The organism is Streptomyces sp. NPDC014907, assembly GCF_055562975.1.
In genome coordinates this window covers 401047-419321 of record NZ_JBVHEG010000002.1, presented here as the reverse complement: position 1 = coordinate 419321, position 18275 = coordinate 401047, and the positions used below count along the sequence as shown (strand labels likewise).

The 18275-nt window shown below is 72.4% G+C and carries 19 protein-coding genes; 14 read left to right on the top strand and 5 right to left on the bottom strand.

Going from position 1 to position 18275, the window contains the following annotated elements; genetic code table 11:
* Positions 1-62 precede the first annotated feature (62 nt).
* From ACZ3IL_RS07360 to ACZ3IL_RS07325, 8 genes are all read left to right on the top strand, one after another.
* Complete coding sequence (locus ACZ3IL_RS07360) at positions 63-422, top strand: histidine triad nucleotide-binding protein (RefSeq protein ID WP_467387541.1); 360 nt, start codon at positions 63-65, stop codon at positions 420-422.
* A gap of 3 nt (positions 423-425) precedes the next feature.
* On the top strand, positions 426-1331 hold the full coding sequence (locus ACZ3IL_RS07355) for a ribonuclease Z (RefSeq protein WP_467387539.1): 906 nt from the start codon (positions 426-428) through the stop codon (positions 1329-1331).
* A 2-nt stretch (positions 1332-1333) separates the two neighbouring features.
* Positions 1334-2347 (top strand): adenosine deaminase, encoded by a 1014-nt coding sequence (locus ACZ3IL_RS07350; protein WP_467388190.1) that lies wholly within the window; start codon positions 1334-1336, stop codon positions 2345-2347.
* Positions 2348-2459: 112 nt separating this feature from the next.
* A complete protein-coding gene (locus tag ACZ3IL_RS07345) occupies positions 2460-3593 on the top strand; it encodes a carbohydrate kinase family protein (RefSeq protein WP_467387537.1) in 1134 nt (377 codons plus the stop codon).
* Positions 3594-3699: 106 nt separating this feature from the next.
* Positions 3700-4731, top strand: a complete 1032-nt coding sequence (locus ACZ3IL_RS07340; RefSeq protein WP_467387535.1) for a PhoH family protein — start codon at positions 3700-3702, stop codon at positions 4729-4731.
* A 29-nt stretch (positions 4732-4760) separates the two neighbouring features.
* Positions 4761-5258, top strand: coding sequence for an rRNA maturation RNase YbeY (gene ybeY / locus ACZ3IL_RS07335; RefSeq protein ID WP_388694767.1), 498 nt, complete (start codon positions 4761-4763; stop codon positions 5256-5258).
* A 5-nt stretch (positions 5259-5263) separates the two neighbouring features.
* Positions 5264-6568: a hemolysin family protein gene (locus ACZ3IL_RS07330; protein WP_467387533.1), complete on the top strand. Its 1305-nt coding sequence runs from the start codon at positions 5264-5266 to the stop codon at positions 6566-6568.
* Positions 6565-6918, top strand: a complete 354-nt coding sequence (locus tag ACZ3IL_RS07325) for an MmcQ/YjbR family DNA-binding protein (protein WP_467387531.1) — start codon at positions 6565-6567, stop codon at positions 6916-6918. Before ACZ3IL_RS07330 ends, ACZ3IL_RS07325 begins: the two co-directional genes overlap by 4 nt.
* A 51-nt stretch (positions 6919-6969) precedes the next feature.
* On the opposite strand, the gene ACZ3IL_RS07320 is transcribed toward ACZ3IL_RS07325, so the two are convergent.
* Positions 6970-8370, bottom strand: coding sequence for an MFS transporter (locus tag ACZ3IL_RS07320; protein ID WP_467387529.1), 1401 nt, complete (start codon positions 8368-8370; stop codon positions 6970-6972).
* A gap of 91 nt (positions 8371-8461) precedes the next feature.
* On the opposite strand from ACZ3IL_RS07320, the gene ACZ3IL_RS07315 reads away from it, so the two are divergent.
* The 3 genes from ACZ3IL_RS07315 (at position 8462) to era (ending at position 10852) form a co-directional block, all read left to right on the top strand.
* Positions 8462-9349 carry a helix-turn-helix transcriptional regulator gene (locus ACZ3IL_RS07315; protein ID WP_467387527.1) on the top strand — a complete coding sequence of 296 codons (888 nt, stop codon included), beginning with the start codon at positions 8462-8464 and terminating at the stop codon, positions 9347-9349.
* A 129-nt stretch (positions 9350-9478) separates the two neighbouring features.
* Positions 9479-9841, top strand: coding sequence for a cytidine deaminase (locus ACZ3IL_RS07310; protein WP_467387525.1), 363 nt, complete (start codon positions 9479-9481; stop codon positions 9839-9841).
* 60 nt (positions 9842-9901) lie between these two features.
* Complete coding sequence (era, locus tag ACZ3IL_RS07305) at positions 9902-10852, top strand: GTPase Era (RefSeq protein ID WP_467387523.1); 951 nt, start codon at positions 9902-9904, stop codon at positions 10850-10852.
* 62 nt (positions 10853-10914) lie between these two features.
* Here era and ACZ3IL_RS07300 read toward each other — a convergent pair whose 3' ends face one another.
* The 3 genes from ACZ3IL_RS07300 to ACZ3IL_RS07290 form a co-directional block, all read right to left on the bottom strand.
* Complete coding sequence (locus ACZ3IL_RS07300) at positions 10915-11286, bottom strand: hypothetical protein (RefSeq protein ID WP_467387521.1); 372 nt, start codon at positions 11284-11286, stop codon at positions 10915-10917.
* 69 nt (positions 11287-11355) lie between these two features.
* Positions 11356-11619: a protealysin inhibitor emfourin gene (locus tag ACZ3IL_RS07295; protein ID WP_467387519.1), complete on the bottom strand. Its 264-nt coding sequence runs from the start codon at positions 11617-11619 to the stop codon at positions 11356-11358.
* Positions 11620-11640: 21 nt separating this feature from the next.
* Positions 11641-12693 carry a M4 family metallopeptidase gene (locus ACZ3IL_RS07290; protein ID WP_467387517.1) on the bottom strand — a complete coding sequence of 351 codons (1053 nt, stop codon included), beginning with the start codon at positions 12691-12693 and terminating at the stop codon, positions 11641-11643.
* Between the two features lie 291 nt (positions 12694-12984).
* Here ACZ3IL_RS07290 and leuA point away from each other — a divergent pair, with 291 nt between their 5' ends.
* On the top strand, positions 12985-14748 hold the full coding sequence (leuA, locus tag ACZ3IL_RS07285; protein ID WP_467387515.1) for a 2-isopropylmalate synthase: 1764 nt from the start codon (positions 12985-12987) through the stop codon (positions 14746-14748).
* Positions 14749-15055: 307 nt separating this feature from the next.
* Positions 15056-15748, top strand: coding sequence for a TerB family tellurite resistance protein (locus tag ACZ3IL_RS07280; RefSeq protein WP_467387513.1), 693 nt, complete (start codon positions 15056-15058; stop codon positions 15746-15748).
* A gap of 73 nt (positions 15749-15821) precedes the next feature.
* On the opposite strand, the gene ACZ3IL_RS07275 is transcribed toward ACZ3IL_RS07280, so the two are convergent.
* Positions 15822-17192: an FAD-dependent oxidoreductase gene (locus ACZ3IL_RS07275; protein WP_467387511.1), complete on the bottom strand. Its 1371-nt coding sequence runs from the start codon at positions 17190-17192 to the stop codon at positions 15822-15824.
* A gap of 818 nt (positions 17193-18010) precedes the next feature.
* On the opposite strand from ACZ3IL_RS07275, the gene ACZ3IL_RS07270 reads away from it, so the two are divergent.
* Positions 18011-18226: a hypothetical protein gene (locus tag ACZ3IL_RS07270; RefSeq protein WP_467387509.1), complete on the top strand. Its 216-nt coding sequence runs from the start codon at positions 18011-18013 to the stop codon at positions 18224-18226.
* The last annotated feature ends 49 nt before the right edge of the window (positions 18227-18275 follow it).

The following is an 18275-nucleotide window of genomic DNA, read 5'->3' as shown; positions in this document are numbered from 1 at the left end:
GGCCCGCCGGCGGCGGATAGCATGCGCGTGTACTGACCGACGGAGGCGAGGAGGCCCGGGCCATGGCCGGAGAGCCGCAGAGCGACTGCCTGTTCTGCAAGATCGTGGCGGGGGAGGTGCCCGCGACGGTCGTCCGCGAGACGGAGACGACCGTCGCGTTCCGCGACATCAACCCCCAGGCGCCCACCCACGTCCTGGTGATCCCGCGCCTCCACTACCCGAACGCCGCCGCCCTCGCCGCCGCCGAGCCGGCCGTCGCCGCCGACCTGCTGCGCGAGGCCGGCGAGATCGCCGCGCAGGAGAAGACCGAGGACAGCGGCTACCGGATCGTCCTCAACACCGGCGAGGGCGCGGGCCAGACCGTCTTCCACGTCCACGCGCACGTCCTCGGCGGACGCGGCCTCGCCTGGCCCCCCGGCTAGACCGTGTCCGTACGCGAACTGGTCGTCCTCGGAACCGCCAGCCAGGTCCCGACCCGGCACCGCAACCACAACGGCTACCTGCTGCGCTGGGACGGCCGGGGCATCCTGTTCGACCCCGGCGAGGGCACCCAGCGGCAGATGCTGAAGGCCGGCGTCGCCGCGCACGACCTCGACCGGATCTGCGTCACGCACTTCCACGGCGACCACTCGCTCGGCCTGGCCGGGGTGATCCAGCGGATCAACCTCGACCGGGTCCCGCACCCGGTCACCGCCCACTACCCGGCGAGTGGACAGCACTTCTTCGAACGGCTGCGGTACGCCACCGCCTACCGGGAGACCGTGGAGCTGGTCGAGGCGCCGGTCGCCGGGGACGGCCCGCTGGCCGTCACCGACGCCTACACCCTCGACGCGCACCGGCTCTCCCACCCCGTCGAGTCCTACGGCTACCGGCTCACCGAGCCCGACGGGCGGCGCGTGCTGCCCGAGCGGCTCGCCGCGCACGGCATCGAGGGCCCCGGCGTGGGACGGCTCCTGCGCGAGGGCGTCCTGAACGGCGTCACCCTCGACGAGGTCAGCGAGGTCCGGCGCGGACAGCGCTTCGCCTTCGTCATGGACACCCGTCTCTGCGACGGCGTGCACGCCCTCGCGGAGGGCGCCGACATGCTCGTCGTCGAGTCCACCTTCCTCGACGAGGACGTGCGCCTCGCCACCGACCACGGCCACCTGACGGCCGGACAGGCCGCCTCGGCCGCCCGGGACGCGGGAGTGCGGCACCTCGTCCTCACCCACTTCTCGCAGCGCTACCACGACCCCGCCGCGTTCGAACGGCAGGCGCGGGCGGCCGGATTCGACGGCGAGCTGAGCATCGCCCAGGACCTCATGAGGGTCCCCGTACCGAAACGAACGTGACCATGCCCCTCCCCGCCGGCCTCCCCAAGGCCGAACTCCACCTCCACATCGAGGGCACCCTCGAACCCGAGCTGGCCTTCGCGCTCGCCGCGCGCAACGGCGTCACCCTGCCGTACGCGGACACCGCCGCCCTGCGCGAGGCGTACCGGTTCAGCGACCTGCAGTCCTTCCTGGACCTCTACTACGGCCTGATGGTGGTCCTGCGCACGGCCGGAGACTTCACCGCGCTCGCCGACGCCTATCTGGAGCGGGCCGCCGCCCAGGGCGTCCGGCACGCCGAGATCTTCTTCGACCCGCAGGCGCACACCGCCCGGGGCGTCCCGGTCGGCACCGTGATCGAGGGCCTGACCGCCTCCCTCGACCGGGCCGGGGAGCGGTACGGGATCTCCACCCGGCTCATCATGTGCTTCCTGCGCGACGAGTCCGCCGCGTCGGCCCTCGCCACCCTGGAGGCCGCGAAGCCGTACCTGGACCGGATCACCGGCGTCGGCCTCGACTCGGCGGAGGCCGGCCACCCGCCGGCCAAGTTCCGCGAGGTGTACGAGGAGGCCGCCCGGCTCGGCCTGCGCCGCGTCGCCCACGCGGGCGAGGAGGGCCCGGCGGCCCACGTCCGCGAGGCCCTGGACGTCCTCGGCGCGGAGCGGATCGACCACGGCCTGCGCTGCATGGAGGACCCGGAGCTCGTCGCCCGCCTCGCCCGCGAACGCGTACCGCTCACCCTCTGCCCCCTCTCGAACGTCCGGCTCCGCGTCGTCGACACCCTCGCCGACCACCCGCTCCGCGCGATGATGGCGGCGGGCCTGCTCGTGACCGTCAACTCCGACGACCCGGCGTACTTCGGCGGTTACGTCGGCGACAACTTCGCCGGCGTCCGCGACGCCCTCGGTCTCACCGGGGACCAGCTCCGGGAACTCGCCCGCAACTCCTTCCTGGCCTCGTTCCTGGAGGACGACGAGGAGCGGCGGGCGCGGTACCTGGCGGAGGTGGACGCGTACGACCCCGGCGGGGAGCAGTAGCCGCGGGGGCGCCCGCCGGCCCCGTCCGCCGGTGCGGCGCCCGTGCGTCCCGCCCGGCCTCCGCCCCGTCGGGCACACTGGGCTGATCCGCACCACGACCGGGGAGCCCGCCGTGACCACACCCAGGGGAGAGCAGCCGCGACACGACGCCGGGGTCGACCCGCTGGAACGCCTGCGCGAGCCCACCGACCCCGCCTGCGACGTCTTCCTGACCGGTACGGTCTTCCTCGACATCATCTTCACCGGCCTCGACAGCGCCCCCGTCCGCGGCACCGAGTCCTGGGCCCGCGGCATGGGCTCCAGCCCCGGCGGCGTCGCCAACATGGCCACCGCCCTCGCCCGCCTCGGCCTGCGCACCTCCCTCGCCGCCGCCTTCGGCGACGACCACTACGGCGAGTACTGCTGGGACGCCCTGGAACAGGGCGAGGGCATCGACCTCTCCCTCTCCCGCACCGTCCCCGGCTGGCACTCCCCGGTCACCGTCTCCATGGCCTACGAGGACGAGCGCACGATGGTCTCCCACGGCCACGAGGCCCCGCCGGCGGACGACGCCCCGCCCGCCTGCCCGCCGCACGCGCGCGCCGCCGTCGCCTCCCTCGTCCCCGGCCGCTCCGAGGAGTGGGTCGCCCGCGCCGCCCGCGACGGCGCCAAGGTCTTCGCCGACGTCGGCTGGGACGACACCGGCCGCTGGGACCTGGCGGAACTCCCCGACCTGGAGCACTGCGAGGCCTTCCTCCCCAACGCCGCCGAGGCGATGCGCTACACCCGCACCGACTGCCCCCGGGCCGCCGCCCACGCCCTCGCCGACAAGGTCCGCCACGCCGTGGTCACCCTCGGTTCCGAGGGCGCCTACGCGGTCGACGCCGCCACCGGCGAGACCGCCGAGGTCCCCGCCATCCAGGTCGACGCCCTCGACCCGACCGGTGCCGGGGACGTCTTCGTCGCCGGGTTCGTCACCGGCACCCTCGCCGACTGGCCCCTCGCCGACCGGCTCGCCTTCGCCGGCCTCACCGCCGCCCTCTCCGTCCAGGAGTTCGGCGGCTCCCTCTCCGCCCCCACCTGGGAGGAGATCGCCGCCTGGTGGCAACGCGTCCAGGGCGACGCCCGGCAGGACCCCGAGGCGCTGCGCGGCCGCTACGCCTTCCTGGAACGGCTCCTGCCCGCCCCCGCCCGCCCCTGGCCGCTGCGCCGGGCGGTCCCGACGATCGGTTTCCGCGCGGCCGGCCCCCGGACGGCCGCTCCGTAAACCGCTTCGGTCTCGTCGCCGCCAAGTCGTAGGCTTGGTGGCCGAGAGGTTGTCGAACAGCGAGAACCCCGGGACAGGAGGTATGCGCAGGCCCCAGTGCCGGCCCATGACGCACACACCCACAGCCCACGACGGGGCGCGCGGACAGGCCCGCGCCCACTTCACCGTTCCCGCCAAACACCCGATGGTGACCCTGCTGGGCTCCGGCGACGCCCTGCTCCGCGTCATCGAGCGCTCGTTCCCCGGCACCGACATCCACGTCCGGGGCAACCAGGTCAGCGCGGTCGGCGACGCGGCGGAGGTCGCCCTGATCCAGCGCCTGTTCGACGAGATGATGCTGGTGCTCCGCACCGGTCAGCCGATGACGGAGGACGCAGTGGAACGCTCGATCGCCATGCTCAGGGCGAGCGGGGACGGAACGGCGGAGGGCGGCGAGGAGACTCCCGCCGAGGTGCTCACGCAGAACATCCTCTCCAGCCGGGGACGCACGATCCGTCCCAAGACGCTCAACCAGAAGCGGTACGTCGACGCCATCGACAAGCACACGGTCGTCTTCGGCATCGGCCCCGCCGGTACCGGCAAGACCTACCTCGCCATGGCCAAGGCGGTCCAGGCCCTGCAGTCCAAGCAGGTCAACCGGATCATCCTGACCAGGCCCGCCGTCGAGGCGGGCGAGCGGCTCGGCTTCCTGCCGGGCACGCTCTACGAGAAGATCGACCCGTACCTGCGCCCGCTCTACGACGCCCTGCACGACATGCTCGACCCGGACTCGATCCCCAAGCTCATGGCGAGCGGCACGATCGAGGTCGCGCCCCTGGCGTACATGCGGGGCCGCACCCTGAACGACGCGTTCATCATCCTGGACGAGGCCCAGAACACGAACCCCGAGCAGATGAAGATGTTCCTCACCCGCCTCGGCTTCGACTCGAAGATCGTCATCACCGGCGACATCACCCAGGTCGACCTGCCGAACGGGACGAAGAGCGGTCTGCGCCAGGTCCGCGACATCCTGGACGGCGTCCAGGACGTCCACTTCTCGACGCTCACGTCGCAGGATGTCGTACGGCACAAGCTCGTCGGCCGTATCGTCGACGCGTACGAGCAGTACGACAGCCGCAACGGCCGCAACGGCCTGTGACGATTTAACGAGAGAAGTACAGAAGCACCATGTCGATCGACGTCAACAACGAGTCCGGAACCGAGGTCGACGAGCAGGCGATCCTCGACATCGCCCGCTACGCGCTCGCGCGCATGCGCATCCACCCCCTCTCCGAACTCTCGGTGATCGTCGTGGACGCGGAGGCGATGGAGCAGCTCCACATCCAGTGGATGGACCTGCCCGGACCCACCGACGTCATGTCCTTCCCGATGGACGAGCTGCGTCCGCCGGCGAAGGACGACGCGGAGCCCCCGCAGGGGCTCCTCGGCGACATCGTGCTCTGCCCCGAGGTCGCCACCCAGCAGGGCAAGGACGCGCCGACGCGGCACTCCATGGACGAGGAGCTCCAGCTCCTCACCGTCCACGGAGTGCTGCACCTGCTCGGGTACGACCACGAGGAGCCCGACGAGAAGGCCGAGATGTTCGGCCTCCAGGCGGCGATCGTCGACGGCTGGCGTGCGGAGAAGGGCCTGACCGGCCCGTCCCCGGCGCCGACCGTCTCCTGACCCCGATGGACGTGTCACTGGTCCTCGGGGCGGTCGCCCTGGTCGTCGTGGCCTGGCTCGCGGCCTGCGCCGAGGCCGGTCTCGCCCGCGTCTCCGGCTTCCGCGCCGCCGAGGCCCTGCGGACCGGGCGGCGCGGGGCGGAGAAGCTGGCCCAGGTCGCCTCCGACCCGACCCGCTACCTCAACGTGGCGCTGCTCGTCCGCGTCGCCTGCGAGATGGCGGCCGGCGTCCTCGTCACGTACGCCTGTCTGGAGGCCTTCCCGGAGACCTGGGAGGCGCTCCTCGTCGCCATCGCCGTCATGGTCCTCGTCTCGTACGTGGCCGTCGGCGTGTCGCCGCGCACCATCGGCCGCCAGCACCCGCTGAACACGGCGACCGCCGCCGCGTACGTCCTGCTGCCGCTGGACCGGATCATGGGCCCGATCCCGCAGCTCCTGATCCTCATCGGCAACGCGCTCACCCCCGGCAAGGGGTTCCGCAAGGGCCCCTTCGCCTCCGAGGCCGAGCTGCGGGCCATGGTCGACCTCGCCGAGCAGGAGTCGCTGATCGAGGACGAGGAGCGCCGCATGGTGCACTCCGTCTTCGAGCTCGGCGACACCCTCGTGCGCGAGGTGATGGTGCCCCGCACCGACCTGATCTCCATCGAGCGGTACAAGACCGTCCGGCAGGCCCTCACCCTCGCGCTCCGCTCCGGTTTCTCCCGGATTCCGGTCACCGGCGAGAACGAGGACGACGTCGTCGGCATCGTCTACCTGAAGGACCTGGTCCGCCGGACGCACGTCAACCGGGAGTCCGAGGCCGACCCGGTGTCGACCGCGATGCGCCCCGCCGCCTTCGTCCCCGACACCAAGAACGCCGGCGACCTGCTGCGCGAGATGCAGCAGGAGCGCAACCACGTCGCCGTCGTCGTCGACGAGTACGGCGGCACGGCGGGCATCGTCACCATCGAGGACATCCTGGAGGAGATCGTCGGCGAGATCACCGACGAGTACGACCGGGAGCTGCCGCCCGTCCAGGACCTCGGCGGGGACCGGTACCGGGTCACCGCCCGCCTCGACATCGGAGACCTCGGCGAGCTCTACGGCCTGGGCCCCGACGAGTACGACGACGAGGACGTGGAGACCGTCGGCGGCCTCCTCGCCAAGGCCCTCGGCCGCGTCCCGATCGCGGGCGCCGAGGCCGTGGTGGAGCTGCCCGACGGGCGCGGGCTGCGGCTGACGGCCGAGTCCCCGGCCGGCCGCAGGAACAAGATCGTCACCGTGCTCGTGGAGCCGCTGGAACCGGCCGGAGCGGAGGAGGAAGCGGCATGACGCCCGAGGAACTGCGCGCCTTCTGCCTGGAGTTCAACGACGCGACGGAGGAGTTCCCGTTCTCCCCGGAGACCTCCGTCTTCAAGGTCGCCGGGAAGGTGTTCGCGCTGTCGGCGCTCGACGCCGAGCCGCTGCGGATCAACCTCAAGTGCGACCCGGACGAGGCGGTGCGGCTCCGGGAGGAGCACCCGGCGATCGTCCCCGGTTATCACATGAACAAGCGTCACTGGAACACGGTGACCGTCGGAGAGCTCCCCGCCGGAACGGTCCGCGAGCTGATCGAGGACTCGTACGACCTCGTCGTCGCGGGCCTGCCGAAGGCGGTACGGCTCCGCCTCGACCGCCCCTGAGCGGGGCCGGTCCCCGGGACCGGCCCCGCGTCGCGTCCGCCGCCGTGCCCCTCAGGCCCGCCGCCGCAGGCCGAGGCCGACGAGCAGCGCCGTGGCCAGGACGATCGCCGCGTCCAGGGCGAGGACCGTGCGGACGCCCCCGTACAGGTCCCCGCCCGTGGTGGCCAGCACCCCGAGCAGCGGGATGCCGACCGTGACGCCGACCTGCTGGGTGGTGGTCACCAGACCCGTCGCCAGCCCCTGCTCCTCGTCCGGGACGCCGGAGGTGACGGTCAGGCCGTAGGAGACGATCGCGCCCAGGTGGCACATGGAGGCCAGCGAGACCGCGACCGTCGCCAGGACCGCGCCCGAATCCTCCGCCAGCCCGAGCAGCGCGGCCGTCAGGAGGCCCTGGCCGGCCAGCGAGCCCACCAGGGTGCGGCGGGCGCCGAACCGGCCGATCACCTTCGGCGCGAGCGTGCCGGCGGCGACCGAGAGCACGCCCTGCGCCCCGAAGACCAGGCCGGTGGCGAAGGCCGAGAGGCCCAGGGTCTCCTGGAGGTACAGGGTCAGCACGAAGACGACGGTGGACATCATCGAGAAGGTGACCAGGCCGCCCAGGTTGCCGAAGGCGACCGTGCCCCGGCGCAGCATCGCCGGCGAGACGAGCGGGGCCGCGTGCCGGGACTCGATCCGTACGAAGGCCGCGAGCAGCACCACGCCCGCCACCAGGGTGATCCGCACGTCCGCGCCGCCGAAGCCGCGCTCGGCCGCCGTGGACAGGGCGTGGATCAGGGCGAGGAGACCGCCGGTGACGGTGATCGCGCCGGGCACGTCGAGCCGGGGCCGCGACGGGGTGCGGGACTCGGGCAGCAGGCCCGGCGCCAGCGGCAGCACCACCAGGGTGAAGAGGGCGAGCAGGCCCATCGTGGAACGCCAGCCGAGGACGTCGGTCATGACCCCGCCGAGCACCATGCCGACGGTGAAGCCGAGGGAGAGCAGGGTGCCGGAGATGCCGAGCGCCCGGTCCCGGGCCGGCCCCTCGGGGAAGGTGGTCGTCAGGAGGGACATGCCGGTGGGCACGATCGCGGCGGCGCCCAGGCCCTGGAGGGCGCGTCCGGTGAGGAAGGCGGCCGGGCTCCAGGCGAGGGCGGCGAGCAGCGAGGCCGCGCCGAAGACGGCGAGCCCGGCGAGGAAGAGCCTCTTGCGCCCGTAGAGGTCGCCGATCCGGCCGAAGAGCAGCAGGAAGCCGCCGGAGGGCAGGGCGAAGGCGGTGACGGCCCACTGGAGGGCCGACCGGTCGAGGCCGAGGTCGGCGCCGAGGACGGGCAGCGCCACGTTCAGCACGGAGAAGTCCAGCGCCACCATGAACTGGGCGGCGCACAGCACGAAGAGGACGAGCCGGTCGCGGCGGGAGAGGACCGGGGGAGCGGAGGACGTGGTTCCGTCCGGGGAGGGGGTGAGCGTCGTCATGTCCCCACCCTCGGCGCGCGGGAACGGCACCGGGGAGCGGGAACTTATCCTGTGGGTCGCACCACCAGGCATCCAGGGGGAGGAAGCGTACGTGGCCACCACCGTCGAGAGCGCCGGGGCGAAGCGGCGCCGTCTCGGTGAACTGCGCGAGTTCCTGATGAGCCGTCGGGCCCGGGTCGGCCCGGCCGAGGCGGGGCTGCCGGACGGCGGAGCGCGCCGCCGCACCCCGGGCCTGCGCCGGGAGGAGGTCGCGGTCCTCGCGGGCGTGGGGGTCTCCTGGTACCAGTGGCTCGAACAGGGCAGGGACATCACGGTCTCGCCGCAGGTCCTGGACTCGGTGGCGCGGGTGCTGCGGCTGAGCCCGGCCGAGCGGCGCCACCTGTACGTCCTGGCCGGGCTGAACCCGCCGGTCCCGGAGGTGGCCCCGGAGGACCGGGACATGTGCCAGGGGCTGCGGCGGCTGATCGACGCGTGGATGCCGTTCCCGGCGCACATCATGGACGCGTACTGGAACACGGTCATGTACAACGACGCGGCCGCGATCGTGCTCGGGATGCGGCCGGAGATCTCCCAGAACTGCCTGATCTCCTTCTTCACGGACCCGCTGTACCGCTCCCGGGCGAGGGACTGGGAGGAGCTGGCGCCGAAGGTGGTCGCGCAGTTCCGGGCGGCCTGTTCGAACTCCCCCGGCGACGAGGGGTTCCGCGCGGTGATCGAGGAGGCCGGGGCGCGGAGCCGGGAGTTCGCGGAGCTGTGGGAGCGGCGGGACGTCCTGCCGGGCGGCCAGCAGCGCAAGGTGATGGAGCATCCGCTGGTGGGCACGCTGGCCGTCGAGACGACCCAGCTCGGCATCCCGGCCCGCCCGGATCTGGTCATCGTGATGCACGCCCCGCTCCCGGAGGCCGGCACGGCCGAGAAGCTGGAGTGGCTGGTCTCCCCGGCCGGACGGCGCGGGACGATGTACCCGGTGGCGGGCTGAGGGACCGCCGGGCCGGGAGGCGTCCCGGGCGGTGAGGGGCAGGGGGGCGCCCCGGGCGGTGACGGGCCGGGTCCGGCCGGCGCGCCGGGGCCCGTCGGGGGCGCGCGGGGCCCGGCCTATGCTCGGTCCATGACACTCAGCAGCGAGCACGGCGACCTCGGCGCCGAGGACCTCAAGATCATCACTCTCGCCCGGAGCGCGCGGGCCCGCAACGGCGTCGCCGAGGGGGCGGCCGTGCGCGACGAGACGGGCCGGACCTACGTGGCGGGGACCGTGGCCCTCGACTCGCTCCGGCTGAGCGCGCTGCGGACGGCCGTCGCGATGGCGGTGGCCAGCGGCGCCGAGTCCCTGGAGGCGGCGGCCGTCGTGACGGCCGCGGAGACGGTCCCGGACGAGGACCGCGCGGCCGTACGGGACCTGGGCGGACCGGAGACGCCGGTGCTGCTCGCGGGCCCGGACGGGCGGCTCCGCCGGGCCGTCACGGCCGGCTGAGGCACGACGCCGGGCGCTCCGTACCCACGGAGTGCGTGACGCGGGCGCTCATCGGGGACAATGGCCCCCATGAGCGCTCGCAACCAAGAAACCGAAGCCGTCCACCGGGCCGGCTTCGCCTGCTTCGTCGGCCGCCCCAACGCGGGCAAGTCCACCCTCACGAACGCTCTGGTCGGCCAGAAGGTGGCCATCACCTCGAACCGGCCGCAGACCACCCGGCACACCGTCCGGGGCATCGTGCACCGTCCCGACGCGCAGCTGATCCTGGTCGACACCCCCGGCCTCCACAAGCCGCGCACCCTCCTCGGTGAACGGCTGAACGACGTCGTGCGCACCACCTGGGCCGAGGTCGACGTGATCGGGTTCTGTCTGCCCGCCGACCAGAAGCTCGGCCCCGGCGACCGTTTCATCGCCAAGGAACTGGCGGAGATCAAGAAGACCCCCAAGGTCGCCATCATCACCAAGACCGACTTGGTCGACTCCAAGACCCTCGCCGAACAGCTCATCGCCGTCGACCAGCTCGGCAAGGAGCTGGGCTTCGAGTGGCAGCAGATCGTCCCGGTCTCGGCCGTCGGCAACAAGCAGGTCCAGCTCGTCGCGGACCTCCTCATCCCGCTCCTCCCGGAGTCCCCGCCGCTCTACCCGGAGGGCGACCTGACGGACGAGCCGGAGCAGGTCATGGTCGCGGAGCTGATCCGCGAGGCCGCGCTCGAAGGCGTACGGGACGAACTGCCGCACTCCATCGCGGTGGTCGTGGAGGAGATGATCCCCCGCGAGAACCGTCCGGCGGACCGGCCGCTGCTCGACATCCACGCCAACGTGTACATCGAGCGCCCCAGCCAGAAGGGCATCATCATCGGCCCCAAGGGCAGCCGCCTGAAGGAGGTCGGCATGAAGTCCCGCAAGCACATCGAGGCCCTGCTGGGCACGCCGGTCTTCCTCGACCTCCACGTGAAGGTCGCGAAGGACTGGCAGCGCGACCCCAAGCAGCTGCGGAAGCTGGGCTTCTAGCGGAAGCTGGGCTTCCAGAGGACCGGGAACGGTGCCGCCGGAACCCCGGCGGCACCACGCGGTCAGAGCTGGACCAGGGAGTCCTTGTAGTACACCGACGCCTCGCGCTGTCCCGGGGCGTCTCCGGAGGCGAAGCCCATGCACAGGCGGAACACGTCGGGCCGGGACATCTGGGGGATCTGGACGGCCAGGCCCTCGGGCTCGCGGAACGGCAGGGTGTAGCCGGCCTTCGAGTGGAAGGTCGTGACGACGGCACCGGTGTTCAGGTCGACCGAGGTCAGATGGGTGTGGCCCTCGACCCGGATCAGCGGGGACGCCGGCAGCCCGTCCGCCGCGCTCGCGGTGCCGGCTCCCGCTCCGATGCCCGCGACGGAGAGGGCCGCCACACCTCCCAGGGAAAGGAAATTGCGCCGGTTGAGCTGTATGTCGTTCATGGTGCTTCCCGTTTCCGGAGTGGATGGAAGGAAGCAGCATTTCAGGCCGCCGCAGGGGCAGGGCAGTGCTCAGGCGCCCTCTTCGAGGACCCTGGTGATCAGGGACCGCTGGGCCGGGGACAGGCGGGGGTCCCCGCACCGGACCGTCCGGCCGTCGATCGTGATCTCGTACGAGAAGCCGTCCGGCACGCCCGGGCCCCCGGCGTCGCCCCCGTCGAGGACCGCCGCGGCCAGGGCGCGCCACTCGCCGGCGTCCGGCCGGCCGGAGGTGTCCACCTCCGCCGACCGCTCGATGCCCGCGAAACCGCCCGTGCGCCGTACTCGAATCCGCATGGGCCCTGTCTACCAGCCGGATCAGTCCGTCGGCACGCCCACCGCGGCCCAGGACTTCAGTACGGCCTGGATCTCCGCCCCGTCGCCGTACCGGTCCTTCGCCGCCTTCGCCGTCGCCGCCGCGAACTCGGCGAAGCGGGTCTCCGGGGTGAGGGAGCCGCCGGTCATCACGTCGTACCAGATCTGCCCGGCCCGCTCCCAGGCGTTGCCGCCCAGCTCGGTCGCCGTCAGGTAGAAGGCGTGGTTGGGGATGCCGGAGTTGATGTGCACCCCGCCGTTGTCGCCGCCCGTGCGGACGTAGTCGTCCATGTGGGCGGGCTGCGGGTCCTTGCCGAGGACGTCGTCGTCGTAGGCGGTGCCCGGGGCCTTCATCGAACGCAGCGCCGTGCCCCGCACGTCCGGGTGGAAGAGTCCCTCGCCGATGAGCCAGTCCGCCTGTTCGGCGCTCTGTCCCAGCGCGTACTGCTTCACGAGGGAGCCGAAGACGTCCGAGACCGACTCGTTGAGGGCCCCCGACTGGCTGAAGTACTCCAGGTTCGCCGTGTACTGGGTGAAGCCGTGGGCCAGTTCGTGTCCGATGACGTCCACGGGCAGGGTGAAGTCGAGGAAGATCTCGCCGTCGCCGTCCCCGAACACCATCTGCTCGCCGTTCCAGAAGGCGTTGCCGTACTTCTCGTCGTAGTGCACGGAGGCGACCAGGGGGAGTCCGGAGCCGTCGATCGAGTCGCGTCCGAAGGCGTTCAGGAAGAGGTCGAAGGTGGCGCCGAGGCCTGCGTAGGCCCGGTTGACGGTCGCGTCGCCCGTCGCCTCCTGGCCCTCCTCGCGGACCTTCGCCCCCGGCAGGTCGGTGCCGTTCCGGCAGTCGTGGACGGTGCGGCGCGGCCGGGCGGCGTCGCGCGGGGCGGCCCCCGGCGCGGTTCCGGGCAGCGGCCGTGCCCGGAACGCGCGGGCCGCGGCGTCCGCCGCCAGGGTGCGGCGGGCGGCGGCGGCGACGGCCCCGTCGGAGGAGCGTGCCAGGTTCTCCAGGAGGTGGGGCGGCACGATCGGACAGAACACGGGTGTGCGGAGAGTCATGACAGCAATGTGGCAGCGCGTGACGGACCTGTCACGAGGAGATACGAGGATTGGCGAAATGGAGTGATCCGTCACTGTTCGAGTTTGACGGCGCGACCGTCCCGCATACTGGAACGGGACGTTCGCCTCCGCGCCCCTGGGCTAAGCTGCGGCACATCATGCGTTTCGGGCTGCTTCTCCTTAGCTGCCGCGGCGAGGGCCTGTAGTCGTAGGCCGACCCCCTCCCCGCGGGACCTGGCGTTGCGTTCGACAGTCGGCCGTCCCGTTGCCGGACCCGAGGAGCCCCGCGCCATGTCCCAGTCCCCCTTCATCGGACGCCCCACGCCCATCACCAACGCGACGCACACGCAGAAGCCGTCCGGGATGCCGATCCACAAGTACGGCCGGTACGAGGCGGTGGAGATCCCCGACCGCACCTGGCCCGAGAAGCGGATCACCAAGGCCCCCCGGTGGCTGTCCACCGATCTGCGCGACGGCAACCAGGCGCTGATCGACCCGATGTCCCCGGCCCGCAAGCGAGAGATGTTCGACCTGCTCGTACGCATGGGCTACAAGGAGATCGAGGTCGGCTTCCCGTCCTCCGGCGAGACCGACTTCGCGTTCGTGCGCTCCATCATCGAAGAGGGCGCGATCCCGGACGACGTCACCATCTCCGTCCTGACCCAGGCCCGCGAGGACCTGATCGAGCGGACCGTGGAGTCCCTGGTCGGCGCCAGGCGCGCCACCGTCCACCTGTACAACGCCACCGCGCCCACCTTCCGGCGGGTCGTCTTCCGCGGCTCGAAGGAGCAGATCAAGCAGATCGCCGTGGACGGCACGCGGCTGGTGATGGAGTACGCCGAGAAGCTGCTGGGCCCGGAGACCGCCTTCGGCTACCAGTACAGCCCCGAGATCTTCACCGACACCGAGCTGGACTTCGCCCTGGAGGTCTGCGAGGCCGTCTGCGACGTGTGGCAGCCCGGCCCGGACCGCGAGATCATCCTCAACCTGCCCGCCACCGTGGAGCGTTCGACGCCGTCCACGCACGCGGACCGGTTCGAGTGGATGTCCCGGAACCTGACCCGCCGCGCGTACGTCTGCCTCTCCGTCCACCCGCACAACGACCGGGGCACGGCCGTGGCCGCGGCGGAGCTGGCGCTCATGGCGGGCGCCGACCGCGTCGAGGGCTGCCTGTTCGGGCAGGGCGAGCGCACCGGCAACGTCGACCTGGTCACCCTGGGCATGAACCTCTTCAGCCAGGGCGTCGACCCGCAGATCGACTTCTCCCAGATCGACGAGATCCGGCGCACGAGCGAGTACTGCAACCAGATGGAGGTCCACCCGCGCCACCCCTACGCGGGCGACCTGGTCTACACCGCCTTCTCCGGCTCCCACCAGGACGCCATCAAGAAGGGGTTCGACGCCATGGAGGCCGACGCGGCCGCGCTGGGCAGGACCGTCGACGACATCGAGTGGGCCGTCCCGTACCTGCCGATCGACCCGAAGGACGTCGGCCGCTCGTACGAGGCCGTCATCCGGGTCAACTCGCAGTCGGGCAAGGGCGGCATCGCGTACGTCCTGAAGAACGACCACAAGCTGGACCTGCCCCGCCGGATGCAGATCGAGTTCTCGAAGATCATCCAGCAGAAGACCGACACCGAGGGCGGCGAGGTCACGCCGGCCGCGATCTGGTCCGTCTTCCAGGACGAGTACCTGCCCAACCCCGACAACGCCTGGGGCCGCATCCAGCTGCGCTCCGGCCAGACGACGTCCGACACCGACGGCACGGACACCCTGACCGTCGAGGCGGTCGTGGACGGCGCCGACACCGTCCTGACGGGCTCCGGCAACGGTCCGATCTCGGCCTTCTTCGACGCCCTCCAGACCATCGGCGTGGACGCCCGCCTGCTGGACTACCAGGAGCACACGATGAGCGAGGGCGCCTCCGCGCAGGCCGCCTCGTACATCGAGTGCGCCATCGACGGCAAGGTCCTGTGGGGCATCGGCATCGACGCCAACACCACCCGTGCCTCCCTGAAGGCGGTCATCTCGGCGGTCAACCGCTCCGCCCGCTGACCCCGTCCGCCGGGCCGCCGCCCCGCACCCCCCCGGGGGGGCGCGGGGCGGCGGCGCGTCCGGGCCCGGGCTTCCGGGGCGGCCCCGGAGGGTGATCCCGGCCCCCCGCCCCCCGGCCCCCCGGCCCGCCGGGCGGTCCTCCGCGCTCCGGGGAGCACCGCCGCCGGGCCTCCCGGGGCGCGCAGGGCGGTGACGTGTCTCGGCCATCTCCGCGGTGAAGTGGCTCCGGGGTGCTGACGCCGCCTCGCGGATGTGGTTAACATCACGCCCACGCCGGCAGTGCAGCCGGGCCGTCGAGGAGGTGCGCATGCGGTCTGCCCGGAATTCGCGTGGGGGGAAAGTGGGCGTCTGCGGGATCCGCACCTCCTGGAACACCGTGGGGGACGGCGAGTTCTTCTGCGAGGAGTGCGGCGGCGACCGCAACTACCGGCGCCGGACCGGCCGCCGCAGGTTCGCCGTCCTGGGCGTCCCGCTCCTGCCCCGGGGGCGCACCGGCCCCGTGGTCGAGTGCGCGGCCTGTCGCACGCGCTTCGGTACGGAGGTGCTCGACCGCCCGACGACCAGCCGTTTCTCCGCGATGCTGCGGGACGGCGTGCACACCGTCGCCCTGGCCGTGCTCGCGGCCGGCGGCACCGGGTCGCGCGCGGCCCTGGACCAGGCCGTCAGCGCCGTCCGGTCCGCCGGCTTCGCCGACTGCACGGCCGTCCAGCTCGCCGACCTCGTGGAGGCCCTGGAGGCCGACACGGGACGCTTCCTGCCCGAGGCGAGCCCCGAGGGCGCGCTGCTCGCGATCGAGCTCCACGAGGCCCTGGAGCCGCTCGCCCCGCACCTGGCGTCCTCCGGGCGGGAGTCGATCCTGCTCCAGGCCGCCCGGATCGCGCTGGCCGACGGCGCCTACAGCCCGGCCGAGACGGAGGTGCTCGGCATCGTCGGCAACGCGCTGGCGCTCGCCCCCGACGACACCGTCCGCCTCCTGGCCTCCGCGCGCACCGTCCCGTAAGGGGCCTCCGCGGGGAAGGACGGCCCCGCGGGGCCCGGAGCGTCCCGGGTCCCCGCGACCGCCGCGCCGTCCCCTACTGGATCGCGCCGCTGGCGCGCAGCATGTCCTCGCGCTCCACGATCTTCACGCGCTCGCGTCCCTGCGGCTCGCCGAGCGCCTTCTCGGCGGCGTCCAGGGCGTACCAGCCCTCCCACGTCGTGTAGGTGACGCCCTTGTCCTCCAGGAAGGACACGACCGCGTCCGTCTCCGGGGAGGCCGGGGACAGCAGGCGTCCGTGCGCGAAGTCGTCCAGGAGGTTGGCCACGGTCTCGTTGGCGTCGCCCTTGGTGTGCCCGATGAGGCCGACGGGGCCGCGCCGGATCCAGCCGGTGACGTAGGTCGAGGCCAGGTGCTCGCCGTTCTCCTGGAGGACCCGGCCGCCCTCGTCCGGGACGGTGCCGCTGGCGGCGTCCCAGGGCAGCTTGGGCAGCTCGTCGGAGAGGTAGCCGACCGCCCGGTAGACGGCCTGGACGTCCCAGTCGGTGGTCCGCCCGGTCCCCCTGACGTTGCCGGTGCCGTCCAGCTCGGTGCGCTCGGTGCGCAGGCCGACGACCTTGCCGTCCTCGCCGAGGATCTCGACGGGGGACTCGAAGAAGTGCAGGAAGAGCTTGTGCGGGCGGTCGCCCGTGTCGCGGATCGCCCAGTTCTCCAGGGTCTTCGCGACCATGTCGGTCTGCTTGTTCTTGCGCCGGTCCGCGATCGAGCCCTCGTCGTAGTCGATGTCCTCGGGGTTGACGATGACCTCGATGGTGGGGGAGTGGTCCAGCTCGCGCAGCTCCATGGGGCTGAACTTGGCCTGCGCCGGGCCGCGGCGGCCGAAGACGTGGATCTCCACGGCCTTGTTCGCCTTGAGTCCGTCGTAGACGTTGGCCGGGATCTCGGTCGGCAGCAGTTCGTCCGCCGTCTTCGCGAGGATGCGGGCGATGTCGAGGGCCACGTTGCCCACGCCGAGGACGGCGACCTTCTCGGCGGAGAGGTCCCAGGTGCGCGGGACGTCCGGGTGGCCGTCGTACCAGGAGGCGAAGTCGGCGGCGCCGAGGGAGCCGTCCAGTTCGACGCCGGGGATCTTCAGTTCGCGGTCGGCCATGGCGCCGGTCGAGAAGACCACGGCGTCGTAGAAGGCGCGCAGGTCGTCCAGGTGGACGTCGGTGCCGTAGTCGACGTTGCCGAAGAGGCGGACCTGCGGCTTGTCGAGGACCTGGTGGAGCGCGGTGACGATGCCCTTGATGCGCGGGTGGTCGGGGGCCACGCCGTAGCGGATGAGGCCGAAGGGCGCCGGCATCCGTTCGAAGATGTCGATCGACACGCCCGGCTCGGCGGCGGCCTCGGACTTCAGCAGCGCGTCGGCGGCGTAGATTCCGGCGGGGCCGGCGCCGACGATCGCGACCCGGAGGGGGCGGGGCATGACTGGGTTCCCTTCGCAAGCGACGTGGCGGCGAAGCCGCCGACACTTAGGCCACCCTAATTAACATCCCGGAGAAAGTGGTACCCGAGCCCGTTCTATGGACCCATAAGGTGAACTTATGACTTCTCCAAGGAGTGCCTGGGGGTGACCGCCCGGAGTGATCGATTCCGGGACGGCGCGGGGCGGTCGGGGCGCGGAGGTGTCCGTGTTCGTCCGCGTACGCGTCGTCCGCGCGGAGGGTGTCCGTCCGTGCGCGCGGGCGCGGGCGGGGCGAACACCGTTCGGCGCGCACTCCGTCTGTTCGAGGATTCTTCCGGCCCCCGGGAATCGGCGGGCCGCTTTTCCACGCTCCGTCACCGTTTCCGGAAAAGGCGGCCCGGCGGACGCGCGCGGATTCCCGGGGCGAACACCCGTCCGCCCGCGGTGCCGCGTCGCCCTCCCGTGCTTCTCCGGGAATTTCCCGAAAACGTCCGGGCGTCCTGCCGCTTGCCTCTGGCCATGGGTTAACTCCCTCGAAGCGTCGCGCAGTTGTGCGCCCGCGCGCGCCGATTCCATGGAAATGCGCCGCTCTGGAGAGGCGCACCCGGAAATGGATTCAGAAAGGCATACGTTGGTGCAGGAAGACACCGTGAAAGCCTCCGCGGAGGCGGTCGGAACCGCTCGGGAGGCGGTGGCGGAATCGCGCGGGGCACCCGTGAGGGCCGGAATCCCGCTTCCCCGCCCCGCCGCCGTCCGGGGCCGCACGCGGAACCAGGATGCCGCACGGCGGGAACGGCCCGGCTGCCCGCCGCCGCACCGCCGAGGGAGGAGAGTCGAGCATGGCGCTGCCCATCGGGTCGTACGTCGTCGAGATCCGCACCGGACGGGTCGGGAAGGTCACGGGGAACGAGGGGGCCCGCGTCCAGGTCCGCCCACTGGGCGGCGGGCGCGCGTGGGAGACGGAGCACGAGGGGGTGCGGGAGGCCACCACGGCCGAGCGGCTGAGCGCCGCCACCGCGCACGTCAACGCCCGCAGCCGGGGCGAGGTGCCCTGAGGGGCTCCCGCGCGGCGCGGACGGCCCCGGACCGGCCGGGGGCCCGGCC